General features: G+C 58.9%; 24 protein-coding genes. 7 read left to right on the top strand and 17 right to left on the bottom strand.

Going from position 1 to position 23,225, the window contains the following annotated elements:
* Nucleotides 1-32: 32 nt before the first annotated feature.
* On the bottom strand, nt 33-695 hold the full coding sequence (locus tag UB90_RS07655) for a GntR family transcriptional regulator (protein ID WP_005649814.1): 663 nt from the start codon (nt 693-695) through the stop codon (nt 33-35).
* A 32-nt stretch (nt 696-727) separates the two neighbouring features.
* Nucleotides 728-1,429, bottom strand: coding sequence for a M48 family metallopeptidase (locus tag UB90_RS07650; protein WP_065324320.1), 702 nt, complete (start codon nt 1,427-1,429; stop codon nt 728-730).
* 112 nt (nt 1,430-1,541) lie between these two features.
* Between UB90_RS07650 and UB90_RS07645 the strand changes: the two genes are divergently transcribed.
* Nucleotides 1,542-1,871, top strand: coding sequence for a TIGR02300 family protein (locus UB90_RS07645; RefSeq protein WP_005649809.1), 330 nt, complete (start codon nt 1,542-1,544; stop codon nt 1,869-1,871).
* Between the two features lie 218 nt (nt 1,872-2,089).
* Nucleotides 2,090-2,521: a DUF1489 family protein gene (locus UB90_RS07640; protein ID WP_065324319.1), complete on the top strand. Its 432-nt coding sequence runs from the start codon at nt 2,090-2,092 to the stop codon at nt 2,519-2,521.
* A gap of 155 nt (nt 2,522-2,676) precedes the next feature.
* On the opposite strand, the gene hisG is transcribed toward UB90_RS07640, so the two are convergent.
* From hisG to hisS, 3 genes are read right to left on the bottom strand one after another with little or no spacing between them, the layout of a single operon-like run.
* Nucleotides 2,677-3,369, bottom strand: coding sequence for an ATP phosphoribosyltransferase (hisG, locus tag UB90_RS07635; protein ID WP_065324318.1), 693 nt, complete (start codon nt 3,367-3,369; stop codon nt 2,677-2,679).
* Nucleotides 3,366-4,457 (bottom strand): ATP phosphoribosyltransferase regulatory subunit, encoded by a 1,092-nt coding sequence (locus UB90_RS07630; RefSeq protein WP_065324317.1) that lies wholly within the window; start codon nt 4,455-4,457, stop codon nt 3,366-3,368. Before UB90_RS07630 ends, hisG begins: the two co-directional genes overlap by 4 nt.
* Before the next feature lie 2 nt (nt 4,458-4,459).
* Entirely contained in the window at nt 4,460-5,974 is a 1,515-nt protein-coding gene (hisS, locus tag UB90_RS07625) for a histidine--tRNA ligase (RefSeq protein ID WP_065324316.1), read from the bottom strand.
* Between the two features lie 142 nt (nt 5,975-6,116).
* Between hisS and UB90_RS07620 the strand changes: the two genes are divergently transcribed.
* A complete protein-coding gene (locus UB90_RS07620; protein ID WP_005619763.1) occupies nt 6,117-6,311 on the top strand; it encodes a SlyX family protein in 195 nt (64 codons plus the stop codon).
* Between the two features lie 149 nt (nt 6,312-6,460).
* A complete protein-coding gene (locus UB90_RS07615; protein ID WP_005619765.1) occupies nt 6,461-6,949 on the top strand; it encodes a DUF995 domain-containing protein in 489 nt (162 codons plus the stop codon).
* 338 nt (nt 6,950-7,287) lie between these two features.
* Here the strand turns inward: UB90_RS07615 and dnaE are convergent, their stop codons facing one another.
* Nucleotides 7,288-10,788, bottom strand: coding sequence for a DNA polymerase III subunit alpha (dnaE, locus tag UB90_RS07610; RefSeq protein WP_065324315.1), 3,501 nt, complete (start codon nt 10,786-10,788; stop codon nt 7,288-7,290).
* A 192-nt stretch (nt 10,789-10,980) separates the two neighbouring features.
* Here dnaE and UB90_RS07605 point away from each other — a divergent pair, with 192 nt between their 5' ends.
* The 3 genes from UB90_RS07605 (at nt 10,981) to UB90_RS07595 (ending at nt 13,215) form a co-directional block, all read left to right on the top strand.
* Complete coding sequence (locus UB90_RS07605; protein ID WP_065324314.1) at nt 10,981-11,853, top strand: S-methyl-5'-thioadenosine phosphorylase; 873 nt, start codon at nt 10,981-10,983, stop codon at nt 11,851-11,853.
* Nucleotides 11,854-11,977: 124 nt separating this feature from the next.
* Entirely contained in the window at nt 11,978-12,517 is a 540-nt protein-coding gene (locus tag UB90_RS07600) for an adenine phosphoribosyltransferase (protein ID WP_005619769.1), read from the top strand.
* Between the two features lie 215 nt (nt 12,518-12,732).
* Nucleotides 12,733-13,215: a fasciclin domain-containing protein gene (locus UB90_RS07595; RefSeq protein ID WP_009177968.1), complete on the top strand. Its 483-nt coding sequence runs from the start codon at nt 12,733-12,735 to the stop codon at nt 13,213-13,215.
* Between the two features lie 69 nt (nt 13,216-13,284).
* Here the strand turns inward: UB90_RS07595 and UB90_RS07590 are convergent, their stop codons facing one another.
* From UB90_RS07590 to coxB, 11 genes are all read right to left on the bottom strand, one after another.
* Complete coding sequence (locus tag UB90_RS07590) at nt 13,285-13,887, bottom strand: methyltransferase family protein (protein ID WP_065324313.1); 603 nt, start codon at nt 13,885-13,887, stop codon at nt 13,285-13,287.
* 115 nt (nt 13,888-14,002) lie between these two features.
* The gene (locus UB90_RS07585; protein ID WP_204161347.1) at nt 14,003-15,418 is read right to left on the bottom strand and encodes an FAD-binding oxidoreductase; all 1,416 of its coding nucleotides are present in this window, start codon (nt 15,416-15,418) and stop codon (nt 14,003-14,005) included.
* A gap of 76 nt (nt 15,419-15,494) precedes the next feature.
* Entirely contained in the window at nt 15,495-16,085 is a 591-nt protein-coding gene (locus UB90_RS07580; RefSeq protein WP_065320928.1) for a GNAT family N-acetyltransferase, read from the bottom strand.
* The gene (locus UB90_RS07575; protein WP_065331924.1) at nt 16,085-17,347 is read right to left on the bottom strand and encodes a M16 family metallopeptidase; all 1,263 of its coding nucleotides are present in this window, start codon (nt 17,345-17,347) and stop codon (nt 16,085-16,087) included. The genes UB90_RS07580 and UB90_RS07575 overlap by 1 nt, the downstream gene beginning before the upstream one ends.
* On the bottom strand, nt 17,344-18,735 hold the full coding sequence (gene thrC, locus UB90_RS07570) for a threonine synthase (protein WP_065324311.1): 1,392 nt from the start codon (nt 18,733-18,735) through the stop codon (nt 17,344-17,346). The genes UB90_RS07575 and thrC overlap by 4 nt, the downstream gene beginning before the upstream one ends.
* 14 nt (nt 18,736-18,749) lie before the next feature.
* Nucleotides 18,750-19,412, bottom strand: a complete 663-nt coding sequence (locus tag UB90_RS07565; RefSeq protein ID WP_065331923.1) for an SURF1 family protein — start codon at nt 19,410-19,412, stop codon at nt 18,750-18,752.
* Between the two features lie 139 nt (nt 19,413-19,551).
* Nucleotides 19,552-20,367, bottom strand: a complete 816-nt coding sequence (locus tag UB90_RS07560; RefSeq protein ID WP_065324309.1) for a cytochrome c oxidase subunit 3 — start codon at nt 20,365-20,367, stop codon at nt 19,552-19,554.
* Nucleotides 20,368-20,392: 25 nt separating this feature from the next.
* Nucleotides 20,393-20,980 (bottom strand): cytochrome c oxidase assembly protein, encoded by a 588-nt coding sequence (locus UB90_RS07555; protein WP_009178039.1) that lies wholly within the window; start codon nt 20,978-20,980, stop codon nt 20,393-20,395.
* 4 nt (nt 20,981-20,984) lie between these two features.
* Entirely contained in the window at nt 20,985-21,146 is a 162-nt protein-coding gene (locus tag UB90_RS07550) for a hypothetical protein (RefSeq protein ID WP_005619797.1), read from the bottom strand.
* A 1-nt stretch (nt 21,147) separates the two neighbouring features.
* Complete coding sequence (gene cyoE, locus UB90_RS07545; RefSeq protein ID WP_065324308.1) at nt 21,148-22,089, bottom strand: heme o synthase; 942 nt, start codon at nt 22,087-22,089, stop codon at nt 21,148-21,150.
* A 122-nt stretch (nt 22,090-22,211) separates the two neighbouring features.
* Entirely contained in the window at nt 22,212-23,126 is a 915-nt protein-coding gene (coxB, locus tag UB90_RS07540) for a cytochrome c oxidase subunit II (RefSeq protein ID WP_039983100.1), read from the bottom strand.
* Between the last annotated feature and the right edge of the window lie 99 nt (nt 23,127-23,225).

Raw genomic sequence — 23,225 nt, 5'->3', positions numbered from 1 at the left:
ACATCTCAAAAGAACGCCACTGCGCACAAAACCTATCCTGCCAGCAGCCGAAGCCCTTGAGTCACATCGGTGCGCACCGCAAGCCTGAGCCCCGGCTCATCGCCCGCCTTCAAGGCGGCAATGATCAGCTTGTGGTTCTGCGGTGGCTCAGTTCGGCCCAACCGTCCATAAAGCGCCCGCATGGTCGGTCCCAACTGCAACCAGACCGTCTCCGCCATTGCCAGCATCGCAGGCGCCTGCGCACGCAGATAGAGCGTACGGTGAAATTCGAGATTGGTCCGAATATACCCCACCGCGTCGCGTTTGGAGATCATCTCCGCCACGGTGCCATTGATCGCTTGCAACCGGTCTATCAACGCCATATGCGCCCGCGGTAGCGCACGCGAGGCCAGCTCCACCTCAATCAGAGCGCGCAGGGCGGCCAGTTCTTCGATCCGCTCATTGGACAACTCCGGAGTTGACACGCGCCCGGACGACGACAAAAAGAGCGCCCCTTCTGCCACCAATCGCCGTACTGCCTCTCGCGCGGGCGTCATCGAGACATCATAGTCCTTGCCAATACCGCGCAGGGTCAGCGCCGCTCCCGGTGCAATCGCCCCGTGCATGATACGGGTTCGTAAGGCGCGATAGACGCGATCATGGGCGGAACCCGTATTTTCAGCAGTGGGCCGATTGCCCGTCAGCAGCTTATCCATGACGCAGCATGTGATCACAAATCATCGGAAGATCAATCCCCCTCGACGCTCTCGTCGAAACGATAACGGTGTAGCGCATTGCCTTCGCCCTGCAACCAACGGCGCTGCGCACGGTAATCGCCATGTATTTTCTCAACGACAGCCCAGAATGCGCGCGAGTGGTTCATCTCTTGCAGATGTGCAACCTCATGCGCTGCGACATAGTTCAGTATTTCAGGCGGGGCGAGAATGAGCCGCCAAGAGTACATCAAGCCCCCGGTCGATGAACAGGACCCCCAGCGAGACCGCGTATCACGCAGAGTGAGGCTCGTGTACCCGCTCCCGAGCCGGGCCGCATAAAGATCTGACGCTGCAGCCAGCCGATCCCGTGCCAATTCCCGCAAGTATCGCTGCAGCCGCCGCGCAGGTGCGGGCTCCGGCACCAGTAGCATATCGTTTTCGCGCATCACACGGCGTCCTGTACCTACACGGATGGACACCTCTCGCCCCTCAACGGGCAGGGTCGTCCCAGGGCCTACATCAATCCGCTCTGGCTGTTTCGCCAGATGACCTCGGATCCATTCTTCCTTTTCCAGCAGAAATGCCCGCCCCTCCCGCTCGGAGACCCGTTTGGGCAGCGTCAGGGTTACCCGCCCATCGAGCGAAGAGATCCGCAGAGACATGCGGCGAGCCTGCGCAGACCTGCGCAAAGTCACTCGTACTTCCGGTTCACCCGCGAGGCTCAGTTCCGGCATCACGTTCCTCCTCATACGCCACAGGCGAGCAAAGGCTTTGACAGGGTAGGCGGCATATGGCAAGGCACCTGAATCGTCTCACCGACTCATGCTATTTTATAAGGGAATCCACATGCCCAAGGAAGAATGGGGTACGAAACGCGTCTGCCCGACCACTGGCAAACGGTTCTACGACCTGAACAAGAACCCGATCATCAGCCCCTACACCGGCGAAGCTGTCGAAATTGACACCACCAAGAGCCGTATGATCGAAGCCGACGCCGAAGATGCCGCAAGCCTGAAGGCGAAGCAGAACAACGATTCTGACGATGCGGTCCTCGACGATGATGATGATGCCGTTGATATGGATCTCGGCGATGACGTGCTGGACGACGACGATGAAGAGGACAACGTCTCCCTCGACGAACTCGCCGATGTCGCGTCTGAAGACGAAGAGACCTGATCACTTCAATCTCCCCCGCGCTGGTCAATAGCACCGGGGGAGATTGCTCATCGGTACAACACAGCGCCAAAGAACACAGGTGGCGACCTCGCATCTCACGGCTCCGATAGCAGACGCGCATGTCACAAGCGTGCCGCTCTCAACACCCAGCGCTTGTCGTTCTCCGCACTCAGGCTACAATATCAAGCCGAACGTCTGGACGACTCTGGGGACATCTTGTGGATAAACATATAAACCTCGTTAAGCTCTCTGTAGGCACGGAAAGCGTAGAGGGTTTGATGGACTGGCAAGCGGTCTATGCCAAACGCTGGCAAGATGGGCTGCCCCGTCACGTTACCCGCATGTGGCCCAAACGTGAGCCGGAAATCCTGCAAGGTGGGTCGATCTATTGGGTCATCAAAGGGTTGATCCAATGCCGTCAACGTATTCTGCGGATGGATGAAGTGTTCGGCGATGACGAGATCCGACGTTGTGCGATCGTCCTTGATTCCAAAATCCACCGGACACATACGGCACCGAAACGCCCCTTCCAGGGATGGCGCTATCTAAAGCCGGAGGATACTCCATCTGACCTCCCATCAGGGCGTGAGAGCGAAGAGCCATTGCCTGCGGAACTCTCTCAGGCACTGGCTGAAATCGGTGTGGTTTGACGCCACAGAAGAATAGGGGCTTTGCCCCTCCTGGCGATGGCCAGTTCACCCCAGGATATTTTATGTTAGAAGAACCCAAAAGGCCGCGATCCCCGCGGCCCTTCCTCTTCTAACCCAAATATCCCGGAGCGCGAGGCAGAGCCTCGCATCAACCGTTAGCTATCAATTTTAGCTAGCAGCGTCTTGAGCGCAGATTTTTCCTCTGACGTGCATTTCGCCACCCGGCTGCGCCACAGCGTTGCCTGACTGCGCAGCACCAGGCCATCCGACAGGATTTTCAGGTGGTTGGCGCGCAGGGTCTCTCCGGTGGAGGTAATGTCGGCCACCATTTCGGCGGTCTCGTTTTTGACCGTGCCTTCGGTTGCACCCTGACTATCGATCAGCTGGTAATCCGCAACACCTGCATCCGCCAAGAACTCACGAATGAGACGGTGATATTTGGTAGCGATCCGCAGTCTGTGGCCATGGGTACGCCGGAACGCCGCAGCCACAGCATCGAGATCTTCAAGCGTGTCCACGTCGATCCAGAACTGCGGCACCGCGAGGATCAGGTCGGCCTCGCCAAAGCCCATCGGCTCCAGCTCCTCAACCTGTTGCTCCCAACGCGGCAGTTTTTCATGAACCAAATCGGTGCCGGTCACACCTAGGTGAATGCGGCCCGCCGCCAGTTCACGCGGAATTTCTCCGGCCGACAGTAGAACCAGATCCACCCCTTCGACGCCCTCAACCGCACCTGCGTATTCGCGATCAGATCCGGTGCGCGACAGGGTGATGCCGCGTTTGGCAAACCAGTCGAAGGTCTTCTCCATCAGCCGCCCCTTGGACGGCACACCCAGTTTGATGCTCATGACCGAACCTCCCCTTCAAGCGTCAGGATCAGGTCAGGGCGGATCACACCACCCACCGCCGGGATTTCATCCTCCTGCCCCAGATAGCGCGTCAGCGCGTCATAACGCCCCCCCGTTGCGATGGGGGGCAGGTCCGGACGGCGTTCGGCGTAAAAGCCAAACACAAAGCCGTCATAGTACTCCATAGAAGTGCGGCCATATGAGGCCTCAAAGTCGAGCTGATCGATCGCGATCCCACGCGCCTTCATCGCAGATGTGCGGGCCTCCAGCCGATCTAGGGCCGGCAGGATCGCCGGCAGATCGACCGCAATATCGCGCATTTGTTCGAGCGCATAGGGCACCGTTTCCCGCACCGCCAGCAAGGCCTCCAGCGCTTCCATCTCATGTTCCGAGATCGGCGGCGCTGCCGCATCCGCACGCAGGGTTTCTACCCGCGCATCGATCTCGGCAGCGCGGCGTTTGCCGATCTCCGGTGCGGTGCCGGTCAGCGGGCCCGTGGTCGACAATAGTTTCTTGCGGCTCTCGGACATTGGGGTACGCCCGGCAAAGCGATCCAAGAGCGCGCGGAACCGGCGCGGACGCCAGATATGCCGCCGCAGCGCCGATTTGCGGACCTCCGTGGTGTTGAGCCCCTCGACCGCCGCCAAGAGGATCCCAATATCACCGGTCGCCACACGCAATTCCAATCCACGCAATTGCAGTTGAAACAGCGCGAAAACTTCGGCATCCGCGTCCGCCGGGTCGGTGCGGTCAAAGACCTCATAGCCGACCTGCACAAATTCATTGGCCCGGTCCGGGTCGTGTTCCTGACGGCGAAACACCTGCCCCGCATAGGTATAGCGCGCAGGTTCCGCACCGCCCTTCATATGCATCTGCACCATTGGCAGGGTGAAATCCGGGCGCAGCATCTGCTCGCCCCGCAGTGCGTCTGAGGTCACGTAGGCGCGCGCACGGATATCCTCACCATAGAGATCCAGCAGGATATCAGCAGGTTGCAACAGCGGCGGGTCGACGACAACGCCGCCCGCCACTTCAAAGCGCTGACGCAACAGCGCCGCGCGGGCTTCGATCTGGGAACGGTTGGGCATGTTCAGCCCTCCTGATCTTTGGCTTGGCTGGCGAGGATGTCACGCACCTTCGCGACCAGCTCCGTGCGGGGCACTTCGAACTGGCTCGGGCGTTCTTTCCACTCTTCCAAGGTGGCGCTTTCAGCGATCTTGGCACCGAGGATCAGATCCTTGATCTGGATCACATCGCGGTCCTTTTCATCGCCACCTTCGATCACAGCCACGGGCGAATGGCGTTTGTCCGCGTATTTCAACTGGTTGCCAAAGTTCTTGGGGTTGCCAAGATAGACCTCGGCTCGGATGCCAGCCTGACGCAGTTCCGCGACCATGGCCTGATAGTCGGCCATGCGGTCGCGATCCATCACCGTCACCACCACCGGGCCGGTGGGGGTCGCGGCCAGGCGGCCCTTTTCGCGCAGCGCCGCCAGCAGACGGTCAACCCCGATCGACAGACCCACCGCAGGCACCTCTTGGCCAGTAAAGCGTTTCACCAGACCATCGTAGCGCCCACCGCCCGCAACCGAGCCGAACTGGCGCTTTCGGCCCTTTTCATCAAAGATTTCAAAGGCCAGCTCGGCCTCGAACACCGGACCGGTATAGTAGCCAAGCCCGCGTACGATCGACGGGTCGATCAGGATGCGATCGTCGCCATAGCCCGCAGCCGCAAAGAGCGCGCCCATCAGTTCCAGCTCGGCAACGCCCTCTTGGCCGACCTTGCTGTCGCCCACGGCGGCGCGCAGGTTGGTCATGGTCTCTGCCACGGTGTCGCCCTTAGACGTCAGGAACGCCAGCACCGGCTCTGCCTGCTGCTCCTCAAGCCCCACACCGTCGATATAGGCGCCAGAGGCATCAAGCCGCCCCTTGCCCAGAAGCTCGCGCACACCGCTCTCGCCCACCTTGTCGAACTTGTCGATGGTGCGCAGAACGTCGTCGCGCTTGGGATCCTCCTCGGCAAGGCCCATCGCCTCCAGCACGCCGTTCAAAACCTTGCGGTTGTTGACGCGCACCAGATAGTCGCCACGCGGAATGCCAACCTTTTCAAGCGTATCCGACAGCATCATGCAGATCTCTGCATCCGCCGCCATGGAGGCCGTGCCAACCGTATCCGCATCGCATTGATAGAACTGGCGATAGCGACCGGGGCCGGGTTTCTCGTTGCGCCAAACAGGCCCCATCGCAAAACGACGATAAGGGTTGGGCAGGTCGTTGCGGTGCTGTGCATAAACGCGGGCCAAGGGGGCGGTCAGGTCATAGCGGAGCGCCATCCAGTCGCCCGGTTTGCCCTCGGGGTCGTTCTCGTCGGCCTCTTGCCACGCAAAAACGCCTGCGTTCGGGCGATCCACGTCGGGCAGGAACTTACCCAGCGCCTCGACCGTTTCCACGGCAGAGGATTCAAGCGCCTCGAAGCCGTAATGATGGTAAACCTCCGCAATGGTGGCCAGCATATGCGTGCGCTGGGTCACCTCTTCGCCGAAATAGTCACGGAATCCTTTGGGCGTAATTGCCTTGGGACGGGGCTGTTTCTTGGCTTTGGCCATTGTGGCCTCCTTGCGGGTGGTTTCTCGCGCTTGCGTCTAGCCCAAGGGGCCTCAGTGAGCAAGGTGCGACGCCCTGCGCACGCCCCATGGACGCCTGCCCGCGCCCGCGTTACATCAGTCCGCAACACAGGAGGCATACCCCATGCAACATCTCGAAGAACAGATCGCCTATCTGACCCGCACCGTCGATGAGCTGAACGAGATCGTGACCAGCCAGCAGTCGGACATCGACCTCCTGAAGCGGCGCGTGCAGATGCTGATGGAGCGCGAGGCCCAGCGCGAGGCCGAAGGCAGCGGTGGCGCGATTTTTGGCGACGAGCGCCCGCCCCACTACTAAGTGCCAGAGGGTTCGCGGCGGCTCTGGCGCATGATCCCAGCTGCCCCTTTCGCGTCTGCGATAGCTCTTGCCTTGCGGCTCAAAGTTTGGACAAGATTTTATATAAATTGACCCGTCTGCTCATTTTGACGCGCAAGGAGACATGACCCATGGTCCCGACGATCAAAACTCTACTGTCCATTTCGCTCGTAGCGAGCCTGCCTGTGGCCGCTGCAGCTGATCCGAAGCCCAGAAATGCGCGCCCCGCACCTGCTGGCAAAGTGATCGCAACCTACTCAGGAAAAACCGACATCTGGGGACAAGACTGTCAGGGCGGGATCTATTTCTCCCCGAACAATCAGGCGCGTGCCTGGTGCTCTGAGCAGTCTGAAAATATGGCTGCGGGCACATGGAGCGTCTCTGCCGATGGCACCCTTTGTCAGGACCTCACATGGTTCTATCCAGACGGCAGTGGCGCAGGCAGCTCTTCCTCAGAACCCCTTTGCATTCAACACGTTGTGAACGGTTGGGGCGTGATGTACCGCAGCTGGCCCGGCGACTCTGAATGGTGGCCTGTGACCTCCTCCAACAGCAGTTTCAAGCGTGGCTATGTGTTCCAGTCCGACGTGAACGCCGCAAAGAACAAACTCGGCCTTTAAGCCTGATCCAGAGTGATGCGATGAGGGCGCTGAGGTTTATCTGACCCTCGCGCCCTCATTAATTTCTAACGCTGTGTTTTCTATCAAAGCAGCGCGCGCGATCAGACCTTGGACGCGCAAAGAGCTGGGGGCTCATACGCCCTACGGTGATGAGAATGCGTCACCGCACCTTAGCACCAAAGACGCGCATACTTGCTGTCTTAACGATTCCCAAAGGACGGACACCCCGACGCCGGTCTCGACAATTCCGTGCATTCCCCATGACTGTCCCAAAAATCGCAACAGAGGCAGGTCACTCACAATTAAACGCGGAGCTTGGTCTGCGCAGAATAGCGGCCTCAGATCTCCTCCACGTCCATCACACCCTCAAGGCTTTTGAGCGCGCCTTTGATCTGCGGATTGATCGGGAACAGCTGGCCAAGATCCATTTCCACATCTCCCGGCAGGTTCGGGTCCTGCAAATAGACGTAGATCTCACCGGGGCTGGCATTCTTTGCGGCCTTCTTCGCATCCTCCAGCACCGTCGCCACCGTCGCTACCGCCGAGGCACTCTCTAGGTAGACTCGCAGACTGGATCGACCCGCATCGGCAATCGCAGAGTCCACTGGCCCAGCCGAGCGCATCAACAGCTTCAGCTGGTCGCTTTCCATGGTGGCCTCGGCCGTGATCACCACTTTCGATCCGGTTTCCAGATGATCGCGGCTTTTCTCCAGCACATCAGAGAAAATCGTCACCTCATAAGCGCCCGTGGTGTCGGATAGCTGTGCGAAGGCAAAGCGATTGCCGCGTGCGGATTTACGTTCCTGCCGCCCCGCCACAACGCCCGCCATCTTCGCCATGAAGGGGCCGCGCTCCGCTTTCGCCATCACCTCGTCCAGCGTCATCACGTCCTTGCGTTTGAGCGCAGGCATGTAGTCATCCAGCGGATGCCCGGTCAGATAAAAACCAACCGCCTTGAACTCCTCGCTCAGACGTTCGGCTGGAAGCCAATCGGGGACTCCCGCCATACGCGGCTCCGGCAAGTCATCGCCCGCCTCCCCGAACAAAGACACTTGGTTGGAATTCTTCTGCTCCTGAATGGCGGCAGAATATTGCACCAGCCCCTCAAGGCTCTCAAACACACGGCGACGGTTGCTATCCAGCACGTCAAACGCCCCGGCCCGTGCGAGCATCTCGAGCGGGCGCTTGCCCACACGTTTCAGATCCACGCGGCGGGCAAAATCATAAAGCGTCACAAATGGCTGGTCTCCCCGCGCTGTCACGATCAGGTTCATGGCATCGACGCCCACATTCTTGAGCGCGCCCAGCGCATAGATCAGCTCACCGTCGACCACGTCAAAGGTCGCAAGCGAGCGGTTGATGTCTGGCGCTGCATACGGAAGCTGAAGCCCTTTCTTCACTTCCTCAAAGTAGATCGCGAGCTTTTCCGTGAGGTGAATATCGCAGTTCATGACGCCCGCCATGAACTCCACCGGGTGGTTCGCTTTCAGCCACGCGGTTTGATAGGACACCACCGCATAGGCTGCCGCGTGGGATTTGTTAAAGCCGTAGTTGGCGAATTTCTCCAGAAGGTCGAAAACCTCTGAGGCCTTTTTCTTATCGACGCCGTTTTCTGCCGCGCCCTTCTCAAATTTCGGGCGCTCGGCGTCCATCGCCTCTTTGATCTTTTTACCCATCGCACGACGCAACAGGTCCGCGCCGCCAAGGCTATAGCCCGCCATGACCTGCGCGATCTGCATCACCTGTTCCTGATAAACGATAATACCTTGAGTTTCCTCAAGGATATGGTCGATCAGCGGATGCACCGAGGTGATCTTGCGCAGGCCATTTTTGACCTCGCAATAGACCGGGATGTTTTCCATCGGGCCGGGACGATAAAGCGCCACAAGCGCCACGATGTCCTCGATACAGGTGGGTTTCATGCGCTTCAGCGCATCCATCATGCCGGTGGATTCCACCTGAAACACCGCCACCGTCTTGGCGCGCGAATAGAGGTTATAGGTCACCTCGTCATCCAGCGGGATCAGGTTGATCTGGTTTTCCGCCCCCTCTGCGGGTTCATAAAGCTCGGTCCCGTCCGCCCCGACATGCAGATCCCGTCCCGATTTAAAAATCAGCTTCATCGCGTTTTCGATCACGGTCAGGGTCTTGAGGCCAAGGAAGTCGAACTTCACCAGTCCAGCCTGTTCCACCCACTTCATATTGAACTGGGTCGCGGGCATGTCGGAACGCGGATCCTGATAGAGCGGCACCAGCGCATCCAGAGGCCGGTCGCCGATCACAACCCCCGCTGCGTGGGTGGAGGCATTTCGCAGCAGCCCCTCCACCTGCTGGCCATAGGTCAGCAGCCGGTCCACTACCGGCTCATTTCGCGCCTCTTCTGCCAGACGCGGCTCATCCTGCAGGGCTTTTTCGATGGAGACGGGTTTGACGCCTTCGACCGGAATCATCTTTGAGAGGCGATCCACCTGACCAAAGGGCATCTGCAGTACCCGGCCAATGTCGCGCACCGCAGCCTTGGACAAGAGCGCACCAAAGGTGATGATCTGCCCCACCTTGTCGCGGCCGTACTTCTGCTGCACATATTTGATCACCTCCTCGCGGCGATCCATACAGAAGTCGATGTCGAAGTCGGGCATGGAGACCCGTTCCGGGTTCAAGAAGCGTTCAAACAGCAGGCTGTAGCGCAGCGGATCAAGGTCGGTAATGGTCAGCGCATACGCCACCAGCGAACCCGCACCAGAGCCCCGCCCCGGCCCCACTGGGATACCCTGCTCCTTGCCCCATTTGATAAAGTCTGCAACGATCAGGAAATAGCCAGGGAATCCCATGCTCTCAATGATACCCAGCTCAAAATCCAGTCGCTCCTGATATTTCTCAACTGGCACCGCATGAGGGATCACCGCGAGGCGCTGCTGCAGGCCCTCATTGGCCTGGCGCCTCAATTCATCCACCTCGTCATCGGCAAACTTCGGCAAAATCGGATCACGGCGATAGGCCATGAAAGCACAGCGTTGCGCGATTTCCAAAGTATTTTCAATCGCCTCCGGAAGATCGGCAAAAAGCGCGATCATCTCCTCTTGGCTTTTGAAATAATGTTGTGCAGTCAGACGGCGACGTGGTTCCGCCTGATCGACATAGGCCCCTTCGGCAATACAGATCAGCGCATCATGCGCCTCGTACATCTCGGTTTTGGGAAAATAGACGTCATTGGTCGCCACCAAGGGCAGATCCATCGCATAGGCCATCTCCACATGGCCCCGCTCGGTCAGCGTTTCCGCCTCAGGCTGGCCGTCCTCGCCCGGATGGCGCTGCAGCTCTACATAAAGGCGGTCAGGGAACATCTCTTTCAGGCGCTGCATCAATGCCTCAGCGGCGGGGCGTTGTCCCTGCTGCAGCAGTTTGCCAATCGGCCCCTCCGGCCCACCAGTGAGGCAGATTAAACCAGCGGAATTGGCCTCAAGCTCCTCAAGCGAGACCTGCGGCAACTGCCCGCCGTTGTTCACATAGAGGCACGAGGACAACCGCATCAGATGCTCATAGCCCGCCTCATTCTGCGCCAACAGAACCACTGGTGCGGGAAACTTCGGCTTTTCACCGGGATCGCTCTTTTCAAAGGTCAGATCGACCTGACAGCCGATGATGGGCTGAATCCCTGCCCCCGAGAGCGTTACGGAAAATTCCAGTGCTGCGAACATCGAATTGGTATCGGTGACCGCGATTGCGGGCATCTGATTGGATGTGCACAGATCCGGCAGTTTCTTCAGCCGAACGGCCCCCTCCAGCAGAGAGTATTCGGTGTGGGTACGCAGGTGGATGAATCGAGGAGAAGCTGTCATGGCCAGACCCTACCCCCGCGCGCGCAGGTGGGAAAGATATGATCGTCCGGCACGACCGTTACGACCTCACCTCGGTTCCCATTGAACAGGGCTCGCCGCCTGCGAAAAAGACTACCTGCATGAGCACAAAACCTTGCCAGATCACACGGCTCTCAGCCATAGGTCTGCACAAACACCGCAGGAGAGATCCAAATGACAGAAACCATGATCGCAGTGATCGGCGGCTCAGGCATCTATGATATCGACGGGCTGGACGATGCCACCTGGACAACCGTTGAAACCCCTTGGGGGGCACCTTCGGATCAGATCCTGACCGGGCGCTTGGATGGCGTGAAGATGGCATTCTTGCCCCGGCACGGTCGCGGCCATGTTCATGCCCCGACCGATGTGCCTTATCGCGCCAATATTGACGCGCTGAAACGTCTGGGCGCAACAGATGTGATCTCTGTTTCTGCCTGTGGGTCCTTCCGCGAGGAAATGGCTCCCGGCGATTTTGTCGTCGTCGACCAGTTCATTGACCGGACCTTTGCACGCGAGAAGAGCTTTTTCTCGTCTGGTTGCGTGGCACATGTCGCGCTTGCACATCCCACATGCCCCCGCCTGAGCGACGCCGTTGAGGACGCAGCCCGCGCAGCACACATCAATGTGCACCGTGGCGGCACATATCTGGCGATGGAAGGACCGCAGTTTTCGACGCTGGCGGAATCCAAGATGTACCGCGAACAATGGGGCGCGGATGTGATTGGTATGACCAATATGCCAGAGGCGAAACTCGCCCGCGAGGCGGAGCTGTGTTATGCATCTGTGGCGATGGTTACCGACTACGACAGCTGGCACCCGGATCATGGGGAGGTCGATGTAACGGCCGTTATCGCCACGCTCAAGGGCAATTCCGAAAAGGGACGTACCCTGATAAAAGGCCTGCCCGCCCGCCTTGGCAGCACACGCGCGCCCTGCCCCCATGGCTGCGACCGCGCGCTGGAGTATGCGATAATGACGGCCAAGGAAAAACGCGACCCGGCACTTCTTGCTAAACTGGATGCGGTGGCGGGACGGGTTCTGTGAGGGTCGTTTTATGCAGATGAAGCTTGCATGAACGCCCGGCATCAGCCACACCGCCATGGTTCGGTCGGGGCTGATGTCTCCGCCTTGTCCGAGATTGCGAAGCCAGATCAGGGACCCCACCCCCATGAGCACCTCCAAGACCGTCAAAGACTACATCCGCACCATCGTCGATTTCCCTCATGAGGGGATCATGTTCCGCGATGTGACCACGCTGTTTGCCGACCCGCGTGGATTTCGCATGGCCGTGGATCAGATGCTGCACCCCTATGCGGGGCAGCGTATCGACAAGGTCGTAGGGCTTGAGGCGCGCGGCTTTATTCTGGGCGGCGCTATTGCGCATCAGCTGGGCACCGGTTTTGTGCCCGTGCGCAAGAAAGGCAAATTGCCCGGCGCAACCATTTCTCAGGAATACAAACTGGAATACGGCGAGGCGGTCGTAGAACTGCACAAGGACGCCATCCAGCCCGGCGAGAAAATCCTCGTGGTGGATGACCTGCTTGCCACCGGTGGTACGGCAGGTGCAGGTATCAAGCTGATCGAGAAGCTCGGCGGAGAGATCATCTCCTGCTCGTTCATCATCGACCTGCCGGAACTTGGCGGTCGCAAACATCTCGAAAGCCTCGGGATGGATGTGCATGTACTTTGTGAATTTGAGGGACTGTAAGGCGAAGATCTCGCCCAGATTACTCACGCAGGATCACAGCTTCACACGCAAGCGTGACTGGATTTCCCAAAGGCTCCCAGCTTAGGGGGCTTTTTCTTTGTGTCAAACCAACACTGGCAAAGATCCGCCAGATCCAGAAACGGCGCTGTTTCGTTGTCCTACACAGATGCCGCGGTCGCGGCGTCCAACGTGATAGAGACAAGAGGAGTTACCCCATGTTCCGCAAGTTTGCACTCGGTACCGTCGCCAGCTTTGCCGTCGCCACCGCTGCCTTCGCCGACGGCCATTCCAAAGACATCGTTGATATCGCATCGGGCAATGACAATTTCGACACATTGGTTGCTGCTGTTTCCGCTGCCGATCTGGTGGATACACTGAAAGGCGATGGCCCGTTCACCGTGTTTGCCCCGACCGACGCCGCCTTTGAAGCCCTGCCTGAGGGCACCGTCGAGGAACTGCTGAAACCTGAAAACAAGGAGCAGCTTATTTCCATCCTCACCTACCATGTGGTGCCGGGCAAAGTGATGTCCTCGGATCTGACGGACGGCATGAAAGCCGCCACCGTTCAGGGCGCTGAGATCACTGTCGACATCGATGGCGGTGCCATGGTGGATGAGGCAAAGGTGATTCAGGCTGATATTGAAGCCGAAAACGGCATCATCCACGTAATCGACAAGGTCATCATGCCGGGCAGCTAATGCCTTCTGACCGCACCACATCACTCACGAATCGAGAGGAGCCTTCGGGCTCCTCTGCTTTTGGCCTCTTCAGGGCAAGCGCAGCCAGCGCGGCACATTCGCTGTATATTGTGTGAATGCATCTCCATGGGCCGTGAGCAATGCCGCCTCTTCACTGCGGATCTGCATCTGCGCTGAAGCGATGAACAGGATGACACCGAACACGCCTGCCAGTGTCGGCACCGCCAACGCCACGCCAATCAAAAGCGCCGCCTGACCTACAAAAGTCGGATTGCGCGACAGGGTGAACAAACCGGCGCTCACCAACTCTCCAATGGCATCGTTGGAGACACCAACACGCCACGATGCGCCCATCGCCATCTGTGCGGCAAACGCAAACCCGGCACCACAAATGGCCAACATATGCCCGATGAAGGTCAACCAAGGATATCCGGTCCACCCGCCGAGGCTGAGTGCAGAAAGATCTGGCATCAAGGCCCAGATCACAGGCCCCAACAGCGCCAAGGCAAAACTGGCGCGAAATCCCAAGGCAGCGATGCGATCCCGCCCTCGCGCCGCCCCAAAGAGCCATACAGAACGTCCCGCAGCCTTTGAGGCCAGTCTTGACCCTGCCAAGAGGGACAAGATGTAAAATGCGAGCACCAAAACACTCGCGGCTTGCAATAGGGACATTTTAGGCCTCAACACATTGAACTAACTAAATACTGCGTGCTCTATCTGGGTCTTCAGTGGGCAAGGCTGCAATGCCGGGGTCATCACGTATCCGTGATAATCGTAAGTCTGGGCGCTATCGCATCACAGCGCCGGGATTCATGATGCCATGTGGATCAAGCGCCTGTTTGATGGCCCGCATCGCCGCGAGCTTCATGGGGTCACCATAGCGTTCAAGATCACCGACCTTCATACGCCCGATCCCATGTTCTGCACTCATGGACCCGCCGTAATCATAGACCAGATCGTGGATGATACGTTTGACCTCCCCGCGCAGCGCGTCGTATTCCGCACGTGACCGCCCGGCACCGGGAAAGACGTTGTAATGCAAGTTACCGTCTCCCAAATGACCAAAGCAATTGATTCTAAGAGAAGAATCCAGTTCAGAAATGGCTTTCCAGCCGGCGGGAATGAACTTTGGTATCCGCGAAATCGGCACCGAGATGTCATGGCTCGACACAGACCCGATCAGGCGATTCGCTTCGGGAATATGTTCCCGCACGGCCCAGAGCGACTGACGTTGAGCTTCAGATTGTGCGATAACACCATCCTCTGCAAGCTCCGCCTCCATCGCGTGCCCAAAGAGGTCAGCCAGTGCGTCTTCGGCATCTTGCCCCTTACCAAGACCCAGCTCAATCAAAACGCACCACTCGGGGCGGGGATCAAAGGGTTGGCGCAGTTCGGGGAGCTTCTCGGCCAGAAAGTCCAAACCCTGACGGTGAATTAGCTCAAACGCGCTCACCCCCTCACCCACCGCGTCGCGCACCATTGCCAGCAACTCCACTGCAGCGGCAGGGTCGCGCACGGTGAAAATAGCGGTGCCAGCATTGGCGGGAATGGGAGAGAGTTTCAGCGCGGCGGCCGTGATCACCCCCAAGGTGCCCTCCGCGCCGATCAACAAGTTTTTCAGATCGTAACCGGTGTTGTCTTTTCTGAGCCGCGACAGACCATGCCAGATCTCTCCTGTGGGCAGCACGGCCTCCAGCCCAAGGCAAAGATCACGCGCATTGCCATACCGCAACACATTCACGCCGCCCGCATTGGTTGAAAGATTACCGCCAATCTGGGCGGTGCCTTCTGCAGCAAGCGAAAGCGGAAACAGACGCCCGGCATCCGTGGCAGCCGCCTGCACCTCCGCGAGTACCGCCCCAGCCTCTGCAATCAGCACGTTTTCCTGCGGATACACCGCACGAATTTTGCGCATCCGTTCGAGCGACAGAAGGATCGGTGTAGCGCCTTCCGGCATCACTTGCCCGCCCACAAGACCGGTCCCGCCACCGTAGGGTACAACGCCGACACACCCTACATGGGCGGCTTGGATGATCTCTGCGACCTCTTGCGTGTTGCGCGGCAGGGCAACGGCTGCAGCCTGCCCGCTGTAGCGCCCACGAGGTTCTTCGAGATAACGCACATCAGGTCTGCGCAGCGTATCCGCAGGCAAACGGGCAGAAAGAGCATCAAGGAAAGCGGGATCAGCGGATTTCAATGTCATAAGCAATGCATCCGAAATCCACGCCATAAAGGCAAGACCAGTTGCTCCAGCCTTCTGACGTCTGTGCAGCGGCCGATCAGGCTTGTCCCACCATCGTCTTGCCACGCCTGTCATTGCGCAGCGCGGCATAAAGCACATGCGTGCGCCAGCGTCCGTTGATCTGCAGATAGGACTGCGCCACGCCCTCGTATTTGAAGCCGGAGCGCTCTAGGAGCCCGCGAGAGGCGGCGTTCTCCGGCAGGCAAGCGGCCTCAATACGGCTTAGATCAAGACGGGTGAAAGCATGGTGGACCACCGCGCCGATGGCTTCGCGCATGTACCCCCGGCGGGAAAATTGCGCGCCAGTCCAATACCCGATGGTGCCCGCCATGGCCGGACCGCGCCGGATATTATCCAGCGTGATGGCCCCGACCAGATGATCGTCCTCGCGCCGGATCAGGAACAGCGGCAGGGCCGACCCCTGTGCAATGGACCGCTTGGCCCAATAGACCCGGTTGGTAAAGGATTTGCGGCTGAGGTGATCGGGCGACCAAGCTGGTTCCCACGGCACCAGATGATCTTTGCTCTGCTGACGCAGAAAGGCCCAGTACCGGAAATCCGCGTGCACCGGCGGGCGGAGCGTCAGACGCTCCGTCTCCAGTTTCACCGTCCGACGGGCCAGAAGCATCAGGCAGCGCGCCTCCGGGCGACCTCCTCAAGGCTCGGCGCATCGGCGACCGGACCATAAAGAGCAAGGGCCGCAGGCGCTTCGCGTGCGATCTGTGCCGCCATGGCGCGTACGTCCGCAGTGGTCACCGCATCGATTTTCTCAACTGTGGCCTCAAGGCTGGGCACGCGGTCCCAAATCTGCACCAGTCGTGCCAGACGTTCGGCACGGTTCGAAGGGCTCTCCAGCCCCATCAGCATGCCCGCCTTCATTTGCGCACGCGCGCGCTCAACCTCGGCATCCGACATATCATCGGCGGCGCGTTTCAGCTCGTCCACGGTGATGCCCACAAGATCGGCGACCTGTTCGCCCGCCGTGCCGGCATAGATGGTCATCATGCCCGTGTCCTCATAGGCGCCCGCCTGAGAGAAAATCGTGTAGCACAGGCCCCGCTTTTCGCGCACTTCCTGAAACAGCCGCGAGGACATGCCGCCACCAAGAGCCGCCGCATAGATCTGCGCGGTGTAGATGTCGTCGGCGCGGTAGCTGGGGCTTTCAAAGGCCAGCGCCACATGAGCTTGCTCCAGCGCCTTGTCGCGCCGGGCCTCACCGCCGACAAAGCTGGCGGTCTCCACAACGTCTTGCTGTTTGGGCTCCAGATCGCCAAACATCTCTGTCGCGGCCTTGACCAGCCGGTCGTGATCGACCGCACCGGCTGCCGACAGGATCATCTGGCCCGGTCCATAGTGTTCAGCCACAAAACGGCGCAGGTCTTCCTTGGTAAAGCTGCGCACCCGTTCGGCGGGGCCGAGAATCGAGCGGCCAATGGCCTGATCCCGGTAGCTTTCTTCCTGTAGCCAGTCGAAGATGATGTCGTCCGGCGTGTCCAGCGCCTGACCGATCTCTTGCAGAATCACGCCGCGCTCAACCTCGATCTCGCGCTCATCAAAGACCGAGTTCAGAACGATGTCCCCAATCACGTCGAGCGCGAGGTCCACATCATCCTTCAGCACGCGCGCGTAATAGGCCGTGACCTCGCGACTGGTGTAGGCATTGATATAGCCGCCCACGTCCTCGATGGCCTCGGCAATCTGCAACGCGGTGCGCCGCTTCGTGCCCTTGAACGCCATATGTTCGAGGAAATGGGCCACCCCATTCTGTTCGAGCCGCTCGTGGCGGCCCCCTGCCGAAACCCAGATACCGAGGGCTGCGGATTGCAGCCCCGGCATATACTCAGTGACGATACGAAACCCGTTTGGCAGGGTGTCTTGTTTAACGGTCAATTGGCGATGTGCTTTCTGATGTGATCTTCGATGGTGCCGAGATCATTGGCGATCCGGGTCACCCGTTCCGACCTTTCATACAGATCTGCCATGCGGGGGGGAAGAGGCGGATGCACGCCGGAGGCATCTTCGACCGCTGCCGGGAATTTCGCCGGATGCGCCGTGGCGAGCGTGACCATAGGCACGCCGTCCTGAAGGTGCTCATTGGCGACCTTCACACCCACCGCGCCATGGGGGCACAACAGCTCGCCCGACGCGGTCAGTTCCGATTTGATGGTCGCAGAGGTTTCCTCCTCGGAGGCGCGGCCCGAGGTATAAATCTCGCTCAGCGCCTGCATTGCGCCTTGGCTCACGTTAAAGCCACCACCGGTTTTCAGCTCGTCCATCAGCTGCGCCACGGCCGCACCGTCCTGATCGTAGGCATAAAACAAGGCCCGCTCAAAGTTCGAGGACACCTGAATATCCATCGAGGGCGAAATCGACGGGATGGTTTCACCCTTGAAGTACCCCTCGCCCGAGAGGCAGCGGTGCAGGATGTCGTTCTGATTGGTGGCCACCACGAGCTGTTCAATCGGCAGACCCATTTGACGTGCAATAAAGCCTGCAAAAATGTCCCCGAAGTTGCCGGTGGGCACGGTGAAGGACACCCTGCGATGCGGCGCACCAAGCGCCACGGCGGCGGTGAAGTAGTAGACCACCTGCGCCAGCACGCGGGCAAAGTTGATCGAGTTCACCCCCGCCAGATGCACCGAATCGCGGAAATCGAAATCGTTGAACATGTCTTTGACCGCAGCCTGACAATCGTCGAAATCGCCATCGACGGCGAGTGCGTGAACATTGGCGTCATCCGGCGTGGTCATCTGGCGGCGCTGCACTTCCGACACGCGGCCATGCGGGTACATGATAAAGACGTTGACCGCATCCAGACCCCGAAACGCCTCGATCGCCGCCGAGCCTGTATCGCCAGAGGTCGCGCCGACGATGGTCACGCTGTCGCCCCGGCGCTTGAGCGCGACCTGAAACAGCTGACCAATGAGCTGCATGGCGAAATCCTTGAACGCCAGCGTCGGGCCGTGGAACAGCTCCAGCAGGAAGTGGTTCGGGGCCATCTGTTTCAGCGGCGCGCGGGCGGCATGTTCAAACCCTGCATAGGCGCGGGCGATGATGCCCTTGAACTCGTCTTCGGTGAAAGAACCGGACACGTAGGGCCACATCACGCGATAGGCGACCTCCTCATAGGGCAGCCCTGCAAACCCCGCGATCTCCTCAGCCGAGAGCGTCGGGATCTCCGCCGGGACATATAGCCCGCCGTCGCGGGCAAGCCCTGTCAGCATCGCTTCTTCGAAGGTGAGTTCAGGCGCTTGGCCGCGGGTGGAGATATATTTCATGGCGTCAGTTCCTGTCAGGTTTTGGCGCGCGTACGCAAGAGAAAGGCGGCGGTCATGGCCGCCCAGATCAGGGCGAGCGAGAACCATGTGATGACATATTGCAGGTGGTTGTTCGGGATGCCTTCGGTGGAGACCGGCAGCGGCGTGGGGTTTTCGGCCCCCGCACGCACCACGACCAACAACGGTTCGGTGTTCAGACGATCAGACATATACGCGATGTCACGGGCATAGAGGATATTGGTATCCTCTTCTGGCGGCGGGGTGGTCCAGTCACCTTCATCCGGCCAGAGCAGGTTCCCTGTGAGGACCGCGGCCCCAGTGGGGCGCGTATCATCCTTATCCTTGGCCCGGATGTAGCCGCGATCCACAAGGATACGGCGTCCGGTGTCGGTCACGAAGGGGGAGATCACGCGGTAGCCCGCCCCCTGCGCTTCGGTGACCCAGAAGACATGCAGCTCTTCGGGCTCAATCTCACCGGAGATCGTCACGGCGCGATACCGGTCCGCCTCGATCGTAGGGGCGTCCGGCAAGGGCACCGGCGCGGCGGTGATGCGTGTCTCAATGGTGGAAAGGATGTTCTCTTTCCATGTCAGCCGTTGCATCTGCCAGATGCCCAGCGACACGAGCGCCAAGAGGCCCAAGCCCCCGACCACTGCGAGAAAGATCACGCGCCGCATCAAACGACCCCTCCTGACCCGATTGCCATTTTCACCCCTGAGATATGCAAGAGGCGCGCGAGGTGATCCCCGCGCGCCCCGTTAGATACGTGCTGATTGCCGAAAGGAAAACCGCAATCATGTACCCACTACATTGTGATCAGTGCGCCAGACCGGCGGTGCCCCAGATGTAGACGGCCACGAAGAGGAACAGCCAGACAACGTCAACAAAGTGCCAGTACCAGGCCGCCATCTCGAAACCAGCGTGGGATTTCGGGGTGAAGTCACCCTTCATTGCGCGGATCAGGCAAACGATGAGGAAGATGGTACCCAAAATAACGTGGAAACCGTGAAAGCCGGTCGCCATGAAGAAGTTGGAATAGAATTCGTCACCGCCGAACTCCCACCCCTTGTGCAGCAGGTGTACATACTCGTAGCCCTGCAATGCGGTGAAGAAGATACCAAGCGCGATACCGATGGCGAGACCGTTGATCAGACCTTTGCGATCGTTTTCATGCACAAGCGCGTGGTGCGCCCATGTCACGGCACAACCAGACAACAGCAGCACCAATGTGTTGATCAGCGGCAAATGGAAGGCATCGACCGGGTAGATATCAGGCGCGACATATTCGCTGCCGACATACCGCTCCATCGGATACATGGCGTGTTTAAAGAAGGACCAGAACCACGCGAAGAAGAACATGACTTCGGACATAACGAAGAGAATGAACCCGTAGCGCAGGCCGATCAGAACAACTGGTGTGTGATCTCCCGCCTTGTTCTCAGCGACGGTCTCAGACCACCAGCAAAAGGCAGAATAGAGCACCGCAACGAGGCCGGCCCAGAACAGCCACGCGGTGACGTCGTGCATCCAAAGGACAGCGCCAAACAACATGACGAAGGCGCCAACGGAGCTCAGCAGCGGCCAAATTGAAGGCGGCAGAATGTGGAAGTCGTGATTTTTAGCATGCGCCATTTAAGTGTCCCTCACCAAAGCGGCCTTAGTTCAGTTCCGTCTCTGCCCCGGATGTATCCCCGGTGTCGAGGGCAGCATAGCCTTCGGGCAGATCGATCTCATGAAATGTATACGACAAGGTGATCGTATGCACATATTTTGCCTCCGGGTCCTCGACGATCTCGGGGTCCACGAAGAAGGTCACGGGCATCATAACCCGCTCCCCCGGTTGCAGCACCTGCTCGTTAAAGCAGAAACACTGAATTTTTTCAAAGTAGTAACCAGCTGAATACGGCGCGACGTTATACGACGCCTGCCCGGCAACCGGACGATCCGTAGGGTTGTAAGCTTCGTAGAATGCAAGACCGGTCTCGCCGATCTTCAACTCCATGATGCGCTCTACGGGTTTGAATTCCCATGGCATGCCTCGGTCTTTTGAGGCGTCAAACCGTACTTTGATCGTCTTGTTCAGCACCTGATCGGAGCCAGCTTCGGCCACCTGGGTGACGCCGCCAAATCCCGTGACACGACAAAACCAGTCGTAAAACGGCACCGAGGCCCACGCCAGACCACCCATCAGTGCGACCACACCAACGAGTTGGATCACTGTTTTTTTAGGACCGCTCATTGCCATGGGGTTACTCCGTGCCTTCAAATTCTGGGAAGGTGAAGCCTGCCGAGGTCACCTTGACCATGGTCAACGCCAGTACCAGCACGACGAATCCCGCAAGCAGCAGGCCAACACCCACGTTGCGGCCTCTGCGGCGGCTGTGGATTTCGTGTTCTTTGCGCAGGCTCATATTACCAGCCTCCCAGTCCATAGGGTTTCAACAGCGCCTCCATCAGGATCGCGCCAAAGTGGAGGAACAAGTAGAGCAGCGACAGTTTGAAGAAAGTGCGCTCAACCTTGAAGTTATCCATCTCACAGATGTCTTCATCACGGCGCCAGATTTGCACAGCGCCCTTCAGGAACAGCGCATTAAGAACCAGTGCGACCGCCAGATAGATCGGTCCACCTACGCCGGTAAAAGCCGTGGCGAGCGCAAAGATCGCGAGAATTACCGTATAGACAAGGATATGCTTGCGGGTGGAGCGGCGTCCGTGGGTCACGGTCAGCATCGGCACATCCGCCATATCGTAGTCATTACGCATAAAGAGGGCCAAGGCCCAAAAATGCGGCGGCGTCCAAAGGAAGGTCAACGCAAACATCAGCCAGGGCTCGATCGACATGCTGCCGGTTGCAGCAATCCAGCCAATCACCGGCGGAAAGGCTCCTGCCGCACCGCCGATCACGATATTCTGAGGCGTCGCACGTTTGAGCCACATGGTGTAAACCACCACGTAAAAGAAGATGGTAAAGGCGAGAAACGCACCTGCAAACACGTTGGTCGCCAGCGCCAGCATGATCACAGACATACCAGACAGCGCGAGCCCGAGGCTCAGCGCTTCGCCTTTATCGACCTTGCCCGCAGGGATGGGACGCGATTTGGTGCGTTTCATCACCTGATCGATGTCGGCATCCCACCACATGTTGAGCGCGCCTGAGGCACCGCCACCGATCGCAATGAACAAGATAGCCGCGAACCCAACAACGGGGTGTACCCCCATCGGTGCTGCCATCAGGCCAACGAACGCGGTAAACACCACCAGCGACATCACCCGAGGCTTCAGCAGCGCAAAGTAATCGCCAAAGGAGGCGTCCTCTTCGCGGGTCATGCTTGCGTTAATGCTGGCGTCAGTCATGTTTCAGGCTCTTCTCAGGTCAGTGACGACCACGCAGTTGGGCGTGGTCGTTCTTTGTCTAGGCCAAAGATACGCCGCCTTAGCACCTGATCGGGTGCAGCGTATCTACCGGATGAACGTGATCAGTTGGAGGCAACATCGTAGGACTGTGGCAGCCCTGCGTATTCCTCAATGGCACCGTTCAGCCATTCTTCATAGGCTTCTTCGCTCACGACTTTGACAGTGATCGGCATATAGGCGTGGTCTTTGCCGCAAAGCTCGGAACACTGACCGAAGTAGATGCCTTCTTTGGTGGGCTTGAACCACAGCTCTGCCAGACGACCGGGCACGCCATCTTGTTTCACACCAAATGCAGGCAGCGCCCAGGAGTGAATCACGTCTGCAGCGGTGATCTGCATTACGATGGTTTTATTCACAGGAACAACCACTGCGGTGTTGGTTGCCAGCAGGAATTCATCGCCCGCATAACCCGCTTCTTCCAGTTTCAGCTTCATCGCGTCGTTGTAAACGAAGGGAGTCACATCTGCATCCGCTGGGCGTGCGCTTTCGTCCAGCGTCGCCGGGTGACCAATCAGATAGCTGTCAAACGCGAACTCGTGATCGACATATTCATAGCCCCAGTACCACTGGTAACCTGTGACCTTGATGGTCACGTCACCTTCTGGGATTTCCTGCTGGCGGAACAATTCAGGCAAGCTGAAGGAACCGATGACGATCAGCACCAGGATCGGAACCACGGTCCATGCAATTTCAATCGGGGTGTTGTGGGTGAAGCTCGCCGCGTTTGGGTTGGCACGACGGTTAAACCGCAAGATTGCGTAGAGCAGCAGACCACCCACGAACACACAGATCGCGGTGATGATGATGAGAATCATGTGATCCAGCTGGTGAATGCCTTCTGCAAGTTCGGACGCCGCCGGCTGAAAACCGAGGTTACCGTCAGTCGGCTTACCAATGGTTTCCAGACCTTCTTGCGCCATGGCTGGAAGGCTAGAAAGGGCGGCGATAAAGCCCGAAAGCGTCAAAGCATTCTTCATGTCGTTTCCTGATCGCTTGATCGTTGCATGGATTGGGGTCGCGGAATCGTTTCTAAAAACTCTACCGCGCCCGTTGTCTTTGTTGCCGTTAAAAATCAT

The sequence above is a fragment of the Tritonibacter mobilis genome (assembly GCF_001681715.1).
Classification (GTDB): domain Bacteria; phylum Pseudomonadota; class Alphaproteobacteria; order Rhodobacterales; family Rhodobacteraceae; genus Epibacterium; species Epibacterium mobile.
The sequence above is the reverse complement of the archived record's forward strand: the minus strand, read 5'-3'. Positions and strand labels throughout refer to the sequence as shown.